Origin of the sequence: Streptomyces sp. OfavH-34-F (genome assembly GCF_022347745.1) — a bacterium.
Lineage (GTDB): Bacteria > Actinomycetota > Actinomycetes > Streptomycetales > Streptomycetaceae > Streptomyces.
Window position 1 is genome coordinate 1 of record NZ_JAKRGC010000144.1, and the last position, 15,461, is coordinate 15,461.

General features: G+C 69.5%; 12 protein-coding genes, 1 tRNA gene and 4 pseudogenes. 12 read left to right on the forward strand and 5 right to left on the reverse strand.

Annotated features, from left to right (window positions below; translation table 11 throughout):
• The 6 genes and pseudogenes from MHW47_RS20590 to MHW47_RS20615 all read left to right on the forward strand — a co-directional run.
• Positions 1-212, forward strand: a pseudogene (locus MHW47_RS20590) (hypothetical protein); the annotation flags it as partial.
• Positions 213-219: 7 nt separating this feature from the next.
• Positions 220-654 carry a roadblock/LC7 domain-containing protein gene (locus tag MHW47_RS20595; RefSeq protein WP_239225254.1) on the forward strand — a complete coding sequence of 145 codons (435 nt, stop codon included), beginning with the start codon at positions 220-222 and terminating at the stop codon, positions 652-654.
• Between the two features lie 2 nt (positions 655-656).
• Positions 657-1,028 (forward strand): DUF742 domain-containing protein, encoded by a 372-nt coding sequence (locus MHW47_RS20600; protein WP_239225255.1) that lies wholly within the window; start codon positions 657-659, stop codon positions 1,026-1,028.
• Positions 1,006-1,740 (forward strand): ATP/GTP-binding protein, encoded by a 735-nt coding sequence (locus MHW47_RS20605; protein ID WP_239225256.1) that lies wholly within the window; start codon positions 1,006-1,008, stop codon positions 1,738-1,740. Before MHW47_RS20600 ends, MHW47_RS20605 begins: the two co-directional genes overlap by 23 nt.
• Positions 1,740-2,324 (forward strand): GAF domain-containing protein, encoded by a 585-nt coding sequence (locus MHW47_RS20610; protein ID WP_275449434.1) that lies wholly within the window; start codon positions 1,740-1,742, stop codon positions 2,322-2,324. The genes MHW47_RS20605 and MHW47_RS20610 overlap by 1 nt, the downstream gene beginning before the upstream one ends.
• 88 nt (positions 2,325-2,412) lie before the next feature.
• Positions 2,413-2,486, forward strand: a tRNA-Pro gene (locus MHW47_RS20615).
• A 112-nt stretch (positions 2,487-2,598) separates the two neighbouring features.
• On the opposite strand, the pseudogene MHW47_RS35965 reads toward MHW47_RS20615, so the two are convergent.
• Positions 2,599-2,782 (reverse strand): annotated as a pseudogene (locus tag MHW47_RS35965) (site-specific integrase); the annotation flags it as partial.
• Between the two features lie 183 nt (positions 2,783-2,965).
• Positions 2,966-3,688 (reverse strand): NUDIX domain-containing protein, encoded by a 723-nt coding sequence (locus MHW47_RS20620; protein ID WP_239225258.1) that lies wholly within the window; start codon positions 3,686-3,688, stop codon positions 2,966-2,968.
• A 171-nt stretch (positions 3,689-3,859) separates the two neighbouring features.
• Here MHW47_RS20620 and MHW47_RS20625 point away from each other — a divergent pair, with 171 nt between their 5' ends.
• From MHW47_RS20625 to MHW47_RS20645, 5 genes and pseudogenes are all read left to right on the forward strand, one after another.
• Positions 3,860-5,557, forward strand: a complete 1,698-nt coding sequence (locus MHW47_RS20625) for a hypothetical protein (RefSeq protein ID WP_239225259.1) — start codon at positions 3,860-3,862, stop codon at positions 5,555-5,557.
• Positions 5,554-6,471 carry a hypothetical protein gene (locus tag MHW47_RS20630; RefSeq protein ID WP_239225260.1) on the forward strand — a complete coding sequence of 306 codons (918 nt, stop codon included), beginning with the start codon at positions 5,554-5,556 and terminating at the stop codon, positions 6,469-6,471. The genes MHW47_RS20625 and MHW47_RS20630 overlap by 4 nt, the downstream gene beginning before the upstream one ends.
• A 61-nt stretch (positions 6,472-6,532) precedes the next feature.
• Positions 6,533-7,192 (forward strand): hypothetical protein, encoded by a 660-nt coding sequence (locus tag MHW47_RS20635; RefSeq protein WP_239225261.1) that lies wholly within the window; start codon positions 6,533-6,535, stop codon positions 7,190-7,192.
• A 612-nt stretch (positions 7,193-7,804) separates the two neighbouring features.
• Entirely contained in the window at positions 7,805-8,218 is a 414-nt protein-coding gene (locus MHW47_RS20640; RefSeq protein ID WP_239225262.1) for a VOC family protein, read from the forward strand.
• Positions 8,219-8,323: 105 nt separating this feature from the next.
• Positions 8,324-9,631: pseudogene (locus MHW47_RS20645) on the forward strand (IS701 family transposase).
• Positions 9,632-9,717: 86 nt separating this feature from the next.
• Here MHW47_RS20645 and MHW47_RS20650 read toward each other — a convergent pair.
• Entirely contained in the window at positions 9,718-10,710 is a 993-nt protein-coding gene (locus MHW47_RS20650; RefSeq protein WP_374230119.1) for a right-handed parallel beta-helix repeat-containing protein, read from the reverse strand.
• A 66-nt stretch (positions 10,711-10,776) separates the two neighbouring features.
• Positions 10,777-11,235 (reverse strand): annotated as a pseudogene (locus tag MHW47_RS20655) (carbohydrate binding domain-containing protein); the annotation flags it as partial.
• A 253-nt stretch (positions 11,236-11,488) separates the two neighbouring features.
• On the opposite strand from MHW47_RS20655, the gene MHW47_RS20660 reads away from it, so the two are divergent.
• A complete protein-coding gene (locus MHW47_RS20660; protein ID WP_239225263.1) occupies positions 11,489-12,934 on the forward strand; it encodes a glyceraldehyde-3-phosphate dehydrogenase in 1,446 nt (481 codons plus the stop codon).
• A gap of 63 nt (positions 12,935-12,997) precedes the next feature.
• Here the strand turns inward: MHW47_RS20660 and fusA are convergent, their stop codons facing one another.
• Positions 12,998-15,079 carry an elongation factor G gene (gene fusA / locus MHW47_RS20665; protein WP_239225264.1) on the reverse strand — a complete coding sequence of 694 codons (2,082 nt, stop codon included), beginning with the start codon at positions 15,077-15,079 and terminating at the stop codon, positions 12,998-13,000.
• Positions 15,080-15,461 lie beyond the last annotated feature (382 nt).

Here is a 15,461-nt window from a genome sequence, read left to right on the forward strand (position 1 = left end):
CCGAGGCGCGCGCCGAGTCCGACGCCGAACCGGAGACGGCGCCGGAGGCACCCGCAGGGGCCACCAGCACGACCACGGCGGCACAGCTCGGCGCCCCGCCCCGGCCCCTGCCCGTCCGGAGCGCGGCCACCCCCGTGCCCCCGCACGGCGCCGGGGCGCCGGTCCACCCGGGCCACCACGACCCACTCGCAGCCCACCCCATCAAGGAGTAGATGCACCATGTCGACCGATATGCCGTCCGGTCAGGTCTCGGACCTCGACTGGCTGCTGAGCGGCCTGGTACAGCGCGTGCCGTACACCCGCAGCGCCGTGCTGCTCTCCGCCGACGGACTGGTCAAGTCCCTCCACGGCATGGACGCCGACAGCGCCGACCACATGGCGGCGCTGGCGGCGGGCCTCTACTCGCTCGGCCGCAGCGCCGGAGCGCGGTTCGGTGACAACGGGGAGGTCCGCCAGGTGGTCGTGGAACTCGACTCGACGCTCCTCTTCGTCGCCACCGCCGGCTCCGGGACGTGCCTCGCGGTGCTCGCCGGCCGCAACGCCGACGCCGCCGTCCTCGGCTACGAGATGACCATGCTGGTCAAGAGCGTGCGGCCGTATCTGATGACCCCGGTGAGACAGGCGGCCGGAGTGCCGGGCGCCGCGGGGCTGTGAGCATGGCGGTCACCCAGGACGGGCCGCTGCTCGACGACGCGGCGGGCCGCCTCATCCGCCCCTACACGGTGAGCAACGGCCGTACCCGTCCCACGGCCGTGCTCGACCTGCTCTCCCTGGTGATGGCCACCGGGTCCGTACCGCAGAGCCATCTCGGCCCCGAGCACTCGGTGGCGCTGGAGCTGTGCGAGGGCCCCACGTCGGTGGCCGAGATCGCCGCCCATCTGCGGCTGCCCGCCGTCGTGACCAAGGTGCTCCTGTCCGACCTGGTCGACTGCGGAGCCGTCACCGCCCACGCGCCCGCCTTCCAAGACACGCCCACCGACCGACATCTGCTGGAGGCAGTGCTCGATGGCTTACGACGAACGCTCTGACGGCTACGGCCACCCGGACGGCCCCGGCCCCGGCTACGGCTTCGCGGACCACGGCTCCGGCGGCGGGTACGGGCAGGAGACCGCCACTGCCGCGTACCAGACGCAGCCCGCCGCCACCGCGGGCTTCCCCGTCGCGCTGAAGGTGCTGGTGGCGGGCGGCTTCGGGGTCGGCAAGACGACGTTCGTCGGGGCGGTCAGCGAGATCGCGCCGCTGAGCACGGAGGAGCTGCTGACCCAGGCGAGCGCCGCCACCGACAGCCTGGAGGGCGTCGAGTCGAAGACCTCCACCACGGTGGCGATGGACTTCGGCCGCATCACGCTGGACGACCAGCATGTGCTGTACCTGTTCGGCACACCGGGCCAGGAACGCTTCTGGTTCATGTGGGACGAGCTGTCGCAGGGCGCGCTGGGCGCGGTGGTGATCGCGGACACCCGCAGGCTGGAGGAGTGCTTCGCGGCCGTCGACTTCTTCGAGCGGCGCGGCATCGGGTTCGTCGTCGCGGTCAACGAGTTCGACGGCGCCTACCGCTACGGTCCCGAGGAGGTGCGCGCCGCGCTCGACCTGGCCCCCGAGGTGCCGGTCGTCCTCTGCGACGCCCGGATCGCAAGCTCCGGCACCGGCACGCTGGTGACGCTGGTCCAGCACCTGATCAACGCCACCGACGACCCGGTTCCGGTGGCCGGCCACGCCGGGTACGGGGCCCGGTCGTGATGCCGCGTGCCGTCGGGCGGCTGCTGGTGACGCCCGTGGACGGCGACGCGCCGGTGCGCTCCCGGCGGCTGCGCGTCCTCGGCCTGGGTGAGCGGGACGACGCCTCGTTCGACGACTTCGACGCCTTCGCCGACCGGGTGGCCGAAGTCACGGACGTGCCGTTCTCGATGGTCAATTTCATCGACGGCAACCGGCAGTTCTACGCCGGGCTGCACACCCCCGCCGGCACCCGCAGGGGCGCGGACCTCGGCGCCACGGCGGCCGGCAGCGGCCGCAGCGGCCGCTATGTGGCCCTCGACCACGGCTACTGCCCGCATGTGGTGGTGCGGCGCAAGGCGCTGGTGCTGGACGACGTCTGCGACTACCCCCGGTTCGCCGGGAACCCCGTCGTGGACGACATAGGCATCCGCTCCTACCTGGGGGCTCCGCTCATCGACCGCACCGGGATCGCGCTGGGCGCCGTCTGCGCCGTGGACACCGTGCCCCGGCCGTGGGGGCGGGCGGGCCTCGACACGATCAAGTCCCTGGCACGGGAACTCGTGGGCCATCTCCGCAGCCGTGAGGAGAACGCCCTGGGACTCTGACCGGGAAGGCGTTCGTGACCACCCGGTGAAGTGCGGTATTGTTCTCTTGCGCGTTCAGCCAGGGGGAAACCCCAGGTCAGACGGGCATCGGGACGTGGCGCAGCTTGGTAGCGCACTTGACTGGGGGTCAAGGGGTCGCAGGTTCAAATCCTGTCGTCCCGACTGGTGACAGTCGTAGATCGAGGGCCGGTTTCGGAGACATCCGAAACCGGCCCTCGATCATTTTTGAGGACCAGTTGCGGACCAACCGGAGGTCCGGTGTCCCTGAGACGGGTCAGCGGGTCATGACAATGGGGCTCGGCAGCGAGCGTGCTGCGCGCAGCGCGCTGAAGTGGGCCGAGAGCGCCGCTCCAGCGGATGTCCGGGTGAAGGTAGTGCTGGGTGGTGGTCAGCGAACCGTGGCCGGCGATCCTGCGGAGCACGTGTACCGGGACTCCGGCGTCGGCGAACCAGGTCAGCTCACGCGAATGGCCGCCAGGTCTCCTGCCGTCACAAGGCTCTCGCGAGTCGGCCGCTTGGCCTGCTCACAGTCGGTGAGTATGCCCAGGTCGACCCGCCTCGGCGCGGCGGGCTGGGCGACGGCCTGACCGAAGCGGGTGTGGCGGGGTCGGTCTGGGGCGTCGCCCGACTCCAGGTGCGGGTCACACCGTGTGCCCGGCGCTTCGCAGCAGTGGCGGGTTGAGCAGCCAGGCGTCACCGCGGCGGTAGAGGGCAGCCGGGCGGCCGGTGGGGGGGAGGCGCTGATCGCCGGTGGGCTTGACGAAGCCCGTGGTGTTGAGCACCTTGCGGCGGAAGTTGCTCGGGTCCAGTTGTTGGCCCCAGATCACTTCGTAGACCGTGCGCAACTCGCTCAGCGTGAGGAGTTCCCCGCAGAAGGCCGTGGCGACGGCCGTGTACTCGAGCTTGCTCCGGACCTGCTCCAGGGCTTCGGCGAGGATCGCCGGATGATCGAATGCCAACGCCGACTGCTTCCCTTCCAGCTGGGAGACAGGAGCCCAGTAGGCGCGTCGGGCGTCGGTGCCGCCCACGGGGGCGGGCAGGTCCGGTCCCAACGCGAGATAGGCGATGGTGACCACTCGCCCCCTCGGGTCTCGTTGAGGGTCTCCGTAGGCGCCGAGTTGTTCGAGGTGCAACTTGTTCCCGTCGATTCCGGCCTCCTCGCGGAGTTCACGGAGCGCGCCCTCACGCAGGGTCTCGTTCTTCTGCACGTAACCCCCGGGCAGCGCAGGCCGACCGAGGAAGGGCTCCACCCCGCGCTCGATCAACAGCACCATCAACTGCCCGGACCTGATCGTGAAGATCGCCAGGTCGACGGTCACCCATGACGCCTCCACCTCGGTGGAGTCTTTCAGCCAGTCATCCACGCTGAACCCCTAAAGGTCATATTGACTTAAACGCTTGCGCGACTTATGGTCTCACAGACCAAAACACAGCTAGGGCAGGGGTAGGGCATGTTCACTTCCCATGCGCCATCAGCCAAGGTGGTGGGGGACGAGCCTTCCGCCGCCACCCGTCACTTATGCAGTGGCGTATACGTGGACGAGCGCTTCCGGGATCTCGTGATCGACGAGGTGTGCACCGCCCCGTACCGCAGGGTCGCCCCGTCCTACGGGTTCGACATCGTCCCAGTCATGCGCCACGCGTGGCGGGCCGCCGCGCTGACCGCGCTGCTGCGGGGGACGGTGGCCGGCGCGGTGGGTGTCCCGGTCCTGGTTGGCGCCCTGCCCGCCGCCGTCATGGTCTCCTGCGGTCTCGCTCTCCTGTGCCTGATTCCGCTCGCCGTCGAGCTGAGAAAGCTGGACCGGGAGCCGGAGTTCGACCGGATAGGCCGGACCAGGCGCAACAGACGGAAGGCGCGGGGATCCAAGCGCCGGGGGCTGGGACCGGTGCCGGGTTCTCGGGCTCTGTTGAGGTGGCTGTTCCCACGTAGGTACTCGGAGAGCGCACGCGCCCTCAAACGCGTCGGCCGGGCTGCGCTGTCCCTCACGCTGGTCGGCCTGCTGCTTGCGCTCACCCATCCGCGCCAGGCGATTACCGCCGTCCACATAGGCGCGGGTATCACGTTCGTATGTCTCGGCGTCGGAGCCGTAAGGCAGTTGCTACTCCACCGCATCATGCGGGCACCGACTCTGCGGCCCCGGTACCTGTCCCGCCGGGAGCAGGCGGCGGACGCGGAGCAGCGCCATCCCTGTGCGGTCTACCGCCGCGCTCGTCACAGCGAGGACGATGACGAGGACGACTTCGCTGTCTTCACGCTGTTCGGCGACGAGTCACCCTTCATCGGAGCGGGTGAGCTGGTCTACCAGTGGAACCCGCCCATGAGCATCCAACTGCTCCGACCCTCTGACGACGACGGCGCACCGCTGCATGAACGGGAGCACCCCGTTCCTCCGTTCCGAGCGCATGAACTGGTCGACTATCTGCGCGAGGCGGTCCAGCTGCTCGACACCGACAGCCAGGACGTCCGCCTTCCCGCACGAGTCACCGACCGCGTGTACGTCGCCGAGACCGATGTGGCGATTGACCGTTCGCTTCTGACCCGCGAGTTCGACGCAACGCGGCTGCGGAAGATCATCAACACACCCGGATCGAAGGAGTACCACTTCCTTGAGGTGACCACGCCCGCTGAAGGAGCCGAGTTCGTCGCGACGGTCCTGCTGCACATCAGCGTTCAAGGGCGCACGCTGAGCATCTCTACCGCCGCGTGCGTCCTCGCCCACACGCCGAGATCTTTCCAGCGCACTGCGGAGTTCGGGCACCATGGTGTCCTGGCAGTCGCCTGGGCGGCTTTGCGTGAGCTCGCCGAACTACCTTCGGAGATCCGACACTCCTGGCGACTCGTGCGCTATCTCTATTCCCTGACAAAAGCGGTCATATTTCCCCGCGATCTCACCTCCACGCCAATCCGAAACGTTCTGATCGGCAGCCGCGTGAGCATACGCGAGAAGGCGGCGCAGGAATGGTCCAAGATCCAGCTGGAGAAGACCGACATTCTCGGTCGGATGAAGACGATCGAGCGCCGGCTGCTCCGGGCTGCCGGTGACTTCCTGGCCGATCACGACGTGGACGCGTCCGAGTTCAATGACCGTGCGACCAAAATCATCAACAGTGGCATCTTCAACTTCGGCGACAACAACAACTTCAGCAACAATGCCGTGGGCGACGCCGCGCAGGTTGGCGCGTCCGCACATGAAACGTCAGGCCCCAATCCCAGCGGTGGAGGAAATAAGTGAACACCAATCGCGGAATCGTCAGCCGCGGCGACCACAACAATTTCAACAACAACGCCATCGGGAAGCACGCTCGCGTCTCCCCGGCCGATCCCTCCCGCCACTCCGCGCGCCCCGCCGAGGTCGGCCCGGACGGCGAGCCGGCCGCCGGATGGGATATCGGTGTGGTCACAATCCTGAGTGAGGAACTGCGCTCCGTAGTGGACGAGTTGAAACTCGAACGGCACAAGGTGGGCGGCGGGCTGTATTTTTACCAGGGCGAACACACCACTCCAGAGGCAACGGTACGCATCGTGGCCACCCAGAGTCAGAGCCAGGGGCAGCGCTCGGCGATGGCCGCCCTGGAGAACCTGCGTCGCCACTACAACCCGCGGCTGTGGGCACTCGTGGGCGTGGGTGGTGGAATCCACGACCAACACGCGCGTATCGGCAACGTCATCGTCTCCACCGAGATCGTGTACTACGAGAACCGCAAGATCAACCCGCTGGGGGACGTCCGCCGGCGCGGCGAACACCGCCAGGCCCCCGCGCCGGTCGTGCACGCAGTGAACGCCTTCTTCACCGAACACGGAACCCCGGCACGGATCCACGGCCAACTCCCCACGCACGCATCTGAGGCATTCGAAGTCTACCCAGGCTTGATCGGATCCGGTGAAGCCGTCATCGCCGATCGGGAGAGCGACATCCGTGAATGGCTCAAGACATACCATGAGAAGGTTCTGGCGGTGGACATGGAAGCCGGCGGACTGAGCCAGTACTGGCAGGAGAACTCAGTTCACGACGCCACCAATCCCGGCTGGATTGTCATCCGGGGCGTCTCCGACAATGCCGACCAGGAAAAGGGGCATGGCTTTCACGAACTGGCGGCACGGAACGCCGCGTACATCCTACGAGAACTCCTGACCTATCTTTGCTGACTCTCCTCCGAACGCCAGATCCGCTCGCCCGAGAACAGCCATACACAGGGAGATGGCTCGCATGACTGGTTTTGTGTTCGGAATACTCAGCTCGCTTGCAGCCAGCGCGATCATCCTCGTCCTCGGCCTCGTACGGGGCTCTCGCCCTCTGTGGTGGCTGTTCGCAATCTGCTCGCGCTTCAACGGCACTGGGCTCGCCCGTGTGTACCGTCACCAGTCGTCCGCCGAAGGCGCCATCGCCCGCGACCTCGGCCAAGCCGGTTGGATCAAGGTCATGGCGGGACGAGGAAACGTACTCACCCGCGAGGTCTTCTCACCCCTGTGGTCAGGGCAGCTCACCCCGGGATCCGTCCAGGTATTGCTGCCCGACACGCTCGCGCCGGGCGACTCCTGGCTGGACCGACGCTCACAGGATCTACGCCTCTTCGATCCCGGCTTCACGCCGGACCTGCTCAAGAACCAGGTCCGGGCGAACACGGACTACATCGCCCAGGTGACCCGCGCGCAACCCCACGTGGAACTGCGCACCTTCAACCTGCCCAACACCTGCCGCGTGATCGCCACGGACCGGGCGGCCTACCTCACCTTCTACAGCAGCACCAGCCACGGCAGGAACTCCCCCTGCCTATACGCCCGGGCCCCCGGACTCCTGTACTCGATAGCCCTCCAGCAGTTCGACGTGGCGTGGACGAACAGTTCCCCAGCCCGCCCTACTTCCTGACGTGTACGGTCACTGCGGAGGTTTATGAGTGTCCTGGCCATCTGTGATCATCCTTGTCTCCGCGGCTCGACGTCCGTTACTTGAGGGACGAATCCGTGGTTTCCCGCTCGTGCCGGATCCTGTGACGGGTGACGACAGGTTGCACTGGCGCGGGTACTCCTACTCCATCGACCTCTCGGGTGGGATCCTGGCCGACTACGAGCGTGAAGAGCTCGATCAAGTGGCGGCTCGGATCGGCGAACCGTACGCCGCGTACGCTTCGTGCCAGTCCATGGACGCGGCACGGGCCTTCCTCCGAGACGTCCTCCCTGGTGTCGATGGTCTTGTAGACACCAACCATGACGAAATTCTTCAGGCGAGTGAGTTCCTCACGCTGGTAGACCGACACCCCGGGTGGGACTGGCGTCGCCAGCCGAGCACGGACCTCAAGTAGACCGGCTCACCTAGTACTCCAGTGCGACTTCGTGACCTTGCATGGACGTGGGGTAGTTATCACGTCCACTCTGGCCAGGCCAGCGTCGAAAATCGTGTCGCGAGGCGCGGAGCCGATCACTACGGTTTGACGCCACACGAGTGCCGAGCCCGCAGCACGATGGCTGTCACGGAGTTGCCATGCCCTTCCAGATGAAGTTGACCGCGATAACACTCGACTGCGCCGATCCCGAGGCGATGGCCGCGTTCTATCAGCAAGCCACCGGGTTCGAACTTCACCCCAAGTCCGACGGTGACTTCGCCGGCCTCACCCGAGAGGATGGGCTCTTCATCGGCTTCCAGCGCGTTGAGGGCTACCAGGCTCCGCAGTGGCCCGAGCAGACCGCGCCGCAGCAAGTACACCTCGACTTCGCGGTTGAGGACCTCGACCAGGCCGAGGTCCTGCTGCTGGAGCTGGGCGCCGTCAAGCCGGAGTACCAACCGGGCGGCGGCAGGTGGCGGGTTCTTACCGACCCGGCTGGGCATCCCTTCTGCCTGACCAGAAGCCGAGCTGTGCCGCAGCCCACGCTCGATGAGTCCCGCACCCCGGGGTGACCCGCGATCTTCGGTCGGACCCAGGCGAGCACTGGAACGGCCACCGCGTGATCATCGGGGGTTGTGTGGACTCCTGGAGCTCGTGCGGTGGCCGCGGGTCACAGCATGGACGCGGCCCGTTGGCGGGCGATGTTCGACCAGGCCATGGCCCGGATCGCGGGCCAGTTCCGCCGGGTGGAGCCGCGGGCGACGGCCCGCGCCTTCGTGCTCGCTCTGTTGTCCGGCGTCGAGCGGAAGAACTGCTGGTGGCTGGCCGAGCAGGCAGGCCACGCCCACCCCGGGCCGATGCAGCGGCTGCTCCGAAGCACCCGCTGGGACGCCGACGCGGTCCGCGACGATGTACGCGCCTACGTTCCTTGAACACCTCGGCGCCGAAGACGGTGTCCTGATCGTGGACGAGACAGGCTTCCTGAAGAAGGGCACCGCCTCGGCGGGCGTGCAGCGGCAGTACATCGGCACCGCGGGCCGGATCGAGAACACCCAGGTCGGCGTCTTCCTCGCCTACGCCTCCAGCAGAGGACGGGCGTTGATCGACCGTCGGCTCTACCTGCCCGATGCCTCGTGGTGCCAGAACACCGAGCGCCGCACCCGCGCCGGGGTGCCTGACCACGTGGAGTTCGCGACCAAACCCACACTGGCCGGGCAGATGATCACCGCGGCGCTGGATGCGGGGATCGGCGCCTCCTGGGTCACCGGCGTCGAGGCCTACGGCCAAGGCCCCCACTTGCGCGCCCTGTTGGAGTCCCGTGGCATCGGCTACGTCCTGGCCGTTGCCTGCAGCACGCGGGTGCGGGTCAGCCAGGGGCGGACCGCCGTCCGCGCGGATGCCGTGGCCGACCGCCTGCCGGCCTCGGCCTGGCACCGGCAGAGCGCCGGCGCCGGGGCGAAGGGCCGCGCTCCTACGACTGGGCCTGGATCGAGATCGGCACCGACGGACATCGGCACCTGCTGATCCGCCGCAACCCGACCAGCGGCGAGCTCGCCTTCTACCTGTGCTCGTCCCCGAGGCGAGTGCCGCTGTCCGAATTGGTCCGGGTGGCCGGGATCAGGTGGTGCATCGAGGAGTGCTTCCAGGCTGCGAAGGGGCAGGTCGGACTGGACCACTGCCAGGTCCGCCGCTGGACCGCCTGGCACCGGCACATCACCCTGGCGGTGCTCGCCCTGGCCTTCTTGGCAGCCCTCGCCGCCGATGCGATCCCGGCCAGGACCGCACAGCCGAACCGGGCCGCCCGCAGCACCGACCCGATCGACCTGACCGTTCCCGAGATCCGCCCTCTGCTCAGCGTCCTACTGAGCCCACCCAGCACGTCCCCGCGCAGGCTGCTGCACTGGTCAAACTGGCGCAGACACCACCAGGCCACGGTCCGCCGCAGCCACTACCAACGACGACTCGCTGATCCCGCGACCGGATAGATCTCGAAGTCGCACTGGAGTACTAAATGCTAGGTCACCTGCGCGACCAGATCAGAATGGCAGCGAGGTCCCGGGGCCGGAGGGTGTCAGGTGACGGGTACGCCGGGGTTGACGAGGCGGGCGGCGCCGATCGCCCGGTTGCCCGAGGTGACGGTGGCGGGACAGCCGGTGGCGTAGTTGGTGATGTTGATGGCGTAGCGGGTGGATCCGCCGGCACCGGTCAGGTCGGCGGTGTTGTCCCGGAACACGGTGCCGCAGCCCCAGCCCGGTGCCTGGCTGTGCGTCTGGAAGCCGTCGTTGGTGGTGTGGATGCCGTGGTTGTTCTCCACGGTGTATCCGTTGCCCTTGATGTCCACCCAGGAGTCGTCGTAGTTGGCTCCGGTGAGACCGTCGCCGTCGAAGGTGTTGCCCGAGATCAGGCCGCCCGTGGTGCCTTCCTTGATGTCGATGTTCTCCCCGCCGACGCGGGGACCGATGCGGTTGTCCAGGATGCGCACGTGGTCGCTGGCGTCCGTGAGGGTGTTCGCCGAGCCGACGTAGATCGCCTCGCCCATCCCGTTGCCGGACAGGCCCGTGTCGTGGATGAAGGAGTTCCGCACCACTCCGTAGCTGCTCGACGTGCGGAAGTGGATGCCCTCCATGGTCGTGTGGTGGACCTCGACGGAGTCGATGACGACATGGTCGGACGCGTCGGCCATGATCCCCTTCTGGCCGCCGGTGACGGTGACGCCCTCGATCACCCAGTACGGGGCGTTCGTGAGCTGGATGCCGTTGCCGCCGCCCGTGGGGGTGGTCAGGACCGCGGCCCGCGAGCCGGTCAGGGTGATCGGCGCCTTTGCGGTCCCACCGGTCGTGATCTTGAAGTTGCCCGCGTAGGTGCCGTCCGCCAGCTCGATCGTCTGCCCCGGCGCGGCGGCGGCCAGCGCGGCCTTGAGCTCCCTGGCGTCGGCCACCTTCACCGTGGAGCCGTCGGACGGGCCGGGCGTGGGGGTCGGCGTGGGTGTCGGGGTCGGCGTGGGGGTGGGCGTCGGAGTGGTCGGGGTCGGTGACGGGTCCGGGGCGGGGCCGGTGGCCGTCATGACGACGTCGTCCACCGCGACGGGCCCGGTCCCGTACCAGCCGCTGACCGTCAGGGTCAGCTCGGTGGTGGCCGCACCCGTGGTCACGTCGAGGCGCGACTGCGTCCAGTCCGTCGACCGGGTCCAGGTGGAGCGCCGCACCCCGTCGCCCGCGACGGACACCTGCGCGTAGGGGCCCGTCATCCAGAGGCTCACGGCGTACGCCGTGCCGGGGCGTACGGGCACCGTCTGTGTGCAGGGGGCGGTGTCCCCGGCGCCGGGGGTGGACAGGAGCGCGTGGGTTCCGCCGTGCGGGCTCGCCGGGGTGACGGAGGAGGCCCCCGTACAGGTCCAGCCCGAGGTGTCGCCGGTCTCGAAGTCGCCGTTGCGGACCAGGTTCGCGGGGCCGTCCGCCGACGCGGCGCCGGGCAGCCCCAGCAGGGCGGAGCCGATGAGCGCGGCGGCGGCCACCGCGCCGAGTGCGCCGCGGGCGGCCCGGCGCGCCGGGGGCCTCGGCCGGCCGGGGGGCGTGGGGGTGGGGGACATGCCGGTGCCTCCGAATCGGATCGCGGAGTCCGCTCGCGGCGGCCGCGGTGGGGGGAGAGAGGAGGCTCAGATTGGACTGGACCAGTAACGGGAGTCAAGAGGCGGAACACCTGTGGGGCCGGAGAACGGGCTACCTGCGCAAGGTGAGTTGGGGCAGCGGTGCGGGCCCGGTGGGTTGCCCGCCGGGCCGGGTGAGGGTGCGAACGAGCGTCTGGTTACCATATGAGCGCCGCCTAGCTCGAAAGATAAACCTGTGACTGTCAATGACGACGCGTTCACCAATTGGAAACACCGCGAAGAAATCGCGGAGTCGATGATTCCGATCATCGGGAAGCTGCACCGCGAGCGGGATGTCACCGTCCTGCTGCACAGCCGCTCGCTGGTCAACAAGTCGGTGGTGAGCATCCTCAAGACCCACCGCTTCGCCCGCCAGATCGACGGCGACGAGCTCTCGGTCACCGAGACCCTGCCCTTCCTGCAGGCCCTCACCACCCTGGACCTGGGCCCCTCCCAGATCGACATCGGCATGCTCGCCGCCCTCTACAAGGCCGACGCCCGCGGCCTCGACGAGGCGCGGTTCACCGCCGAGGCCGTCTCCGGGGCCATGGGCGACAACAAGATCGAGCGCCGCGAGTCGCGCGACGTGGTCCTCTACGGCTTCGGCCGCATCGGCCGCCTCCTGGCCCGGCTGCTCATCGAGAAGGCGGGCTCGGGCAACGGCCTGCGGCTGCGCGCCATCGTGGTCCGCAAGGGCGCGGGCCAGGACATCGTCAAGCGCGCCTCGCTGCTGCGGCGCGACTCCATCCACGGCCAGTTCCAGGGCACCATCACCGTGGACGAGGCCAACGACCGCATCGTCGCCAACGGCAACGAGATCCAGGTCATCTACTCGGACGACCCGACCACCGTCGACTACACCGCGTACGGCATCGACGACGCGATCCTCATCGACAACACCGGCAGGTGGCGCGACCGCGAGGGCCTGTCCAAGCACCTGCGGCCCGGCATCGCCAAGGTCGTCCTGACCGCGCCCGGCAAGGGCGACGTCCCCAACATCGTGCACGGCGTCAACCACGAAACGATCAAGCCGGACGAGCAGATCATCTCCTGCGCCTCCTGCACCACCAACGCGATCGTGCCGCCGCTCAAGGCGATGGCGGACGAGTACGGCGTGCTGCGCGGACACGTGGAGACCATCCACTCGTTCACCAACGACCAGAACCTGCTGGACAACTACCACGGCTCCGACCGCCGGGGCCGCTCCGCGCCGCTCAACATGGTCATCACGGAGACCGGCGCCGCCTCCGCCGTCGCCAAGGCGCTGCCCGACCTGAAGGCGACCATCACGGGCAGCTCCATCCGGGTTCCCGTGCCGGACGTCTCGATCGCGATCCTCAGCCTCAAGCTCGGCCGCGAGACCACCCGCACCGAGGTCCTCGACCACCTCCGCGAGGTGTCGCTCACCTCCCCGCTGAAGCGCCAGATCGACTTCACGACCGCCCCGGACGCGGTGTCGAGCGACTTCATCGGCTCCCGCCACGCCTCCATCGTGGACGCGGGCCCCACCCAGGTGGACGGCGACAACGCGATCCTCTACCTCTGGTACGACAACGAGTTCGGCTACTCGTGCCAGGTCATCCGGGTCGTCCAGTACGTCTCCGGCGTGGAGTACCCCACGTTCCCCGTCCCGGTCGCCTGACCCGGCCGGACGGCGGAAGGTCCCGCCCGCCCCCCGTGAGGAGGGCGGGCGGGACCGCTTCGCTCAGGCCGTGCCGCCGGCGACCGCCGCCGGGGCCGGCGCGTACCCGGTGGCGCGGGTGGTGAACGTGCCCCGGCCCTGCGTACGGCTCCGCAGCCGCGTCGCGTAACCGAACAGCTCGGCCAGCGGAACCGTCGCGGTGACCACCGCGGCGCCGCCCCGCGTGGTGGACCCGGACACCCGGCCGCGCCGGGCGGCCAGATCACCGAGCACCCCGCCGACCGCGTCGTCCGGCACGGTGACCGTGACCTCGACCACCGGCTCCAGCAGCACCATCGCGCTCGCCCGCAGCGCCTCCCGCAGCGCGAACCGGCCCGCCGTGCGGAACGCCATCTCCGAGGAGTCCTTCGGATGGGTGGCGCCGTCGGTCAGCGTCACCCGCACCCCGGTCACCGGATGCCCGCCCAGCGGACCCTCCGCCAGCGCGTCCCGGCAGCCCGCCTCGACCGCCCGCGCGTACTCCGCCGGCACCCGGCCGCCGACGACCGCCGAACGGAACGCGAACACCGCGTCCTCGCCGGCGTCCGCCTCCAGCGGCTCGACGTCGATGACGACATGCGCGAACTGCCCGGCCCCGCCGTCCTGCTTGACGTGCCGGTACACCAGCCCGGACACCCCGCGCACCAGGGTCTCCCGGTGCGCGACCTGCGGCCGGCCCACCCGGACGTCCAGGCCCTGGTCGCGGCGGATCTTCTCCGCGGCCACCTCCAGATGCAGCTCGCCCATGCCCGACAGCACCGTCTGGCCCGTCTCGGCGTCCGTCCGCACCACCAGCGACGGGTCCTCCTCGGCCAGCCGGACCAGGGCGGCCATCAGCCGCTCCGTGTCCGTGCTCCGCCGCGCCTCCACCGCCACAGACACGACCGGGTCGGCCACCGAGGGCGGTTCCAGGACCAGCGGGGCGTCCGGGGCGCACAGGGTGGCGCCGGGACGGACGGACTTCGGGCCGATGACCGCGACGATGTCCCCGGCCACCGCCGCGTCCACGTCCACATGGCGGTCCGCCTGCACCCGCAGGATGCGGCCGACGCGTTCCCTGCGCCCGGTGCCCGCGTCCAGCACGGTCTGCCCCTTCTCGAGTGTTCCCGAGTACACGCGCAGGTACGTCAGCCGGCCCGTCGCGGTCGCGTTCACCTTGAACGCCAGCGCGGCGAACGGCCCCGCCGGATCGGCGGCCCGCTCCCGCACCTCGTCGCCGAACGTGCCCCGTACCGGCGGCACATCGGCGGGGGACGGCAGATAGGCCACGACCGCCTCCAGCAACGGCTCCACACCCCGGTTGCGGTACGCCGAACCGCACAGCACCACGACCCCCTCACCGGTCCGCGTCAGATCGCGCAGCGCCCCGGTCAGCGTCGCCTCCGAGAGCGCGGAGCGTACGCAGAACTCCTCCAGCGCCGCGGGATGCAGCTCCGCCACCGCCTCCTCCAGGAGGCGCCTGCGCCGCGCCGCCTCCTCGCGCAGTTCGGCGGGCACCTCGCACTCCTCGCAGGTGTCGGCGCCGTCCGCCCACACCAGGGCGCGCATCCGGAGCAGGTCCACGACGCCGCGGAAGGCGTCCTCGCTGCCGATGGGCAGCTGGACCACCAGCGGGACCGTGCGCAGCCGGTCCCGGATGGAGGCGACGGCCGTGTCCAGGTCGGCGCCCGCCCGGTCCAGCTTGTTGACGAAGGCGATGCGCGGGACGGCGTGCCGGTCCGCCTGGTGCCACACCGACTCGCTCTGCGGCTCCACCCCGGCGACCGCGTCGAACACCGCGATCGCCCCGTCGAGCACCCGCAGCGAGCGTTCGACCTCGTCGGCGAAGTCGACGTGGCCCGGTGTGTCGATGAGGTTGACGCGGTGGCCGGCCCAGGTGCAGCTCACGGCGGCGGCGAAGATGGTGATGCCCCGGTCGCGTTCCTGGGAGTCGAAGTCCGTGATGGTCGTCCCGTCGTGGACCTCACCGCGCTTGTGGGTGGTGCCGGTGGTGTAGAGGATGCGTTCGGTGACGGTCGTCTTGCCGGCGTCGACGTGGGCGAGGATGCCGATGTTGCGGACGGTGTCGAGTGCGGCGTCGAGGGAACGGTGCTGGTGGGTACGCACGGCCGGTGGCCTTTCGGGATGATCCGGAAGCGGACGGCGCGATTACCGGGACGACACGGCCCTCGGCGGGCCCGCGGAACCCGTCACCCCGCCTCTCGGCACGGGGGTGACCCGGGGTCAGAAGACAGCGGGGGTCCGCGTGTTCGTCACGGGGTCCGGGGCCGGCCGCGCAGCCGGCGCCGGGCGGCCCGAGACACCAGGATCACCTCGAACCGCGACGGGGGGACGACGGCGGCGGTGCGCTGGCGCACGGCGGTCTCCCCTCGATGGTCACGGCACGGACGCCGGTGAGCCCGGCGCGGTGTGGGGCGAGTCTAGGGAAGACGGGGCGTGCGGGGGTACCGGTTTTTCGGCCGGGCGAGGGGCCGGCAGGCGCTGCGGC

What these genes read in the sequence shown, in the direction of transcription:
- MHW47_RS20595 (WP_239225254.1), top strand. Translation starts at nt 220, where the DNA reads ATGTCGACCGATATGCCGTCCGGTCAGGTCTCGGACCTCGACTGGCTG.
- MHW47_RS20600 (WP_239225255.1), top strand. Translation starts at nt 657, where the DNA reads ATGGCGGTCACCCAGGACGGGCCGCTGCTCGACGACGCGGCGGGCCGC.
- MHW47_RS20605 (WP_239225256.1), top strand. Translation starts at nt 1,006, where the DNA reads ATGGCTTACGACGAACGCTCTGACGGCTACGGCCACCCGGACGGCCCC.
- MHW47_RS20610 (WP_275449434.1), top strand. Translation starts at nt 1,740, where the DNA reads ATGCCGCGTGCCGTCGGGCGGCTGCTGGTGACGCCCGTGGACGGCGAC.
- MHW47_RS20635 (WP_239225261.1), top strand. Translation starts at nt 6,533, where the DNA reads ATGACTGGTTTTGTGTTCGGAATACTCAGCTCGCTTGCAGCCAGCGCG.
- MHW47_RS20640 (WP_239225262.1), top strand. Translation starts at nt 7,805, where the DNA reads ATGCCCTTCCAGATGAAGTTGACCGCGATAACACTCGACTGCGCCGAT.
- MHW47_RS20650 (WP_374230119.1), bottom strand. Translation starts at nt 10,710, where the DNA reads ATGACGGCCACCGGCCCCGCCCCGGACCCGTCACCGACCCCGACCACT.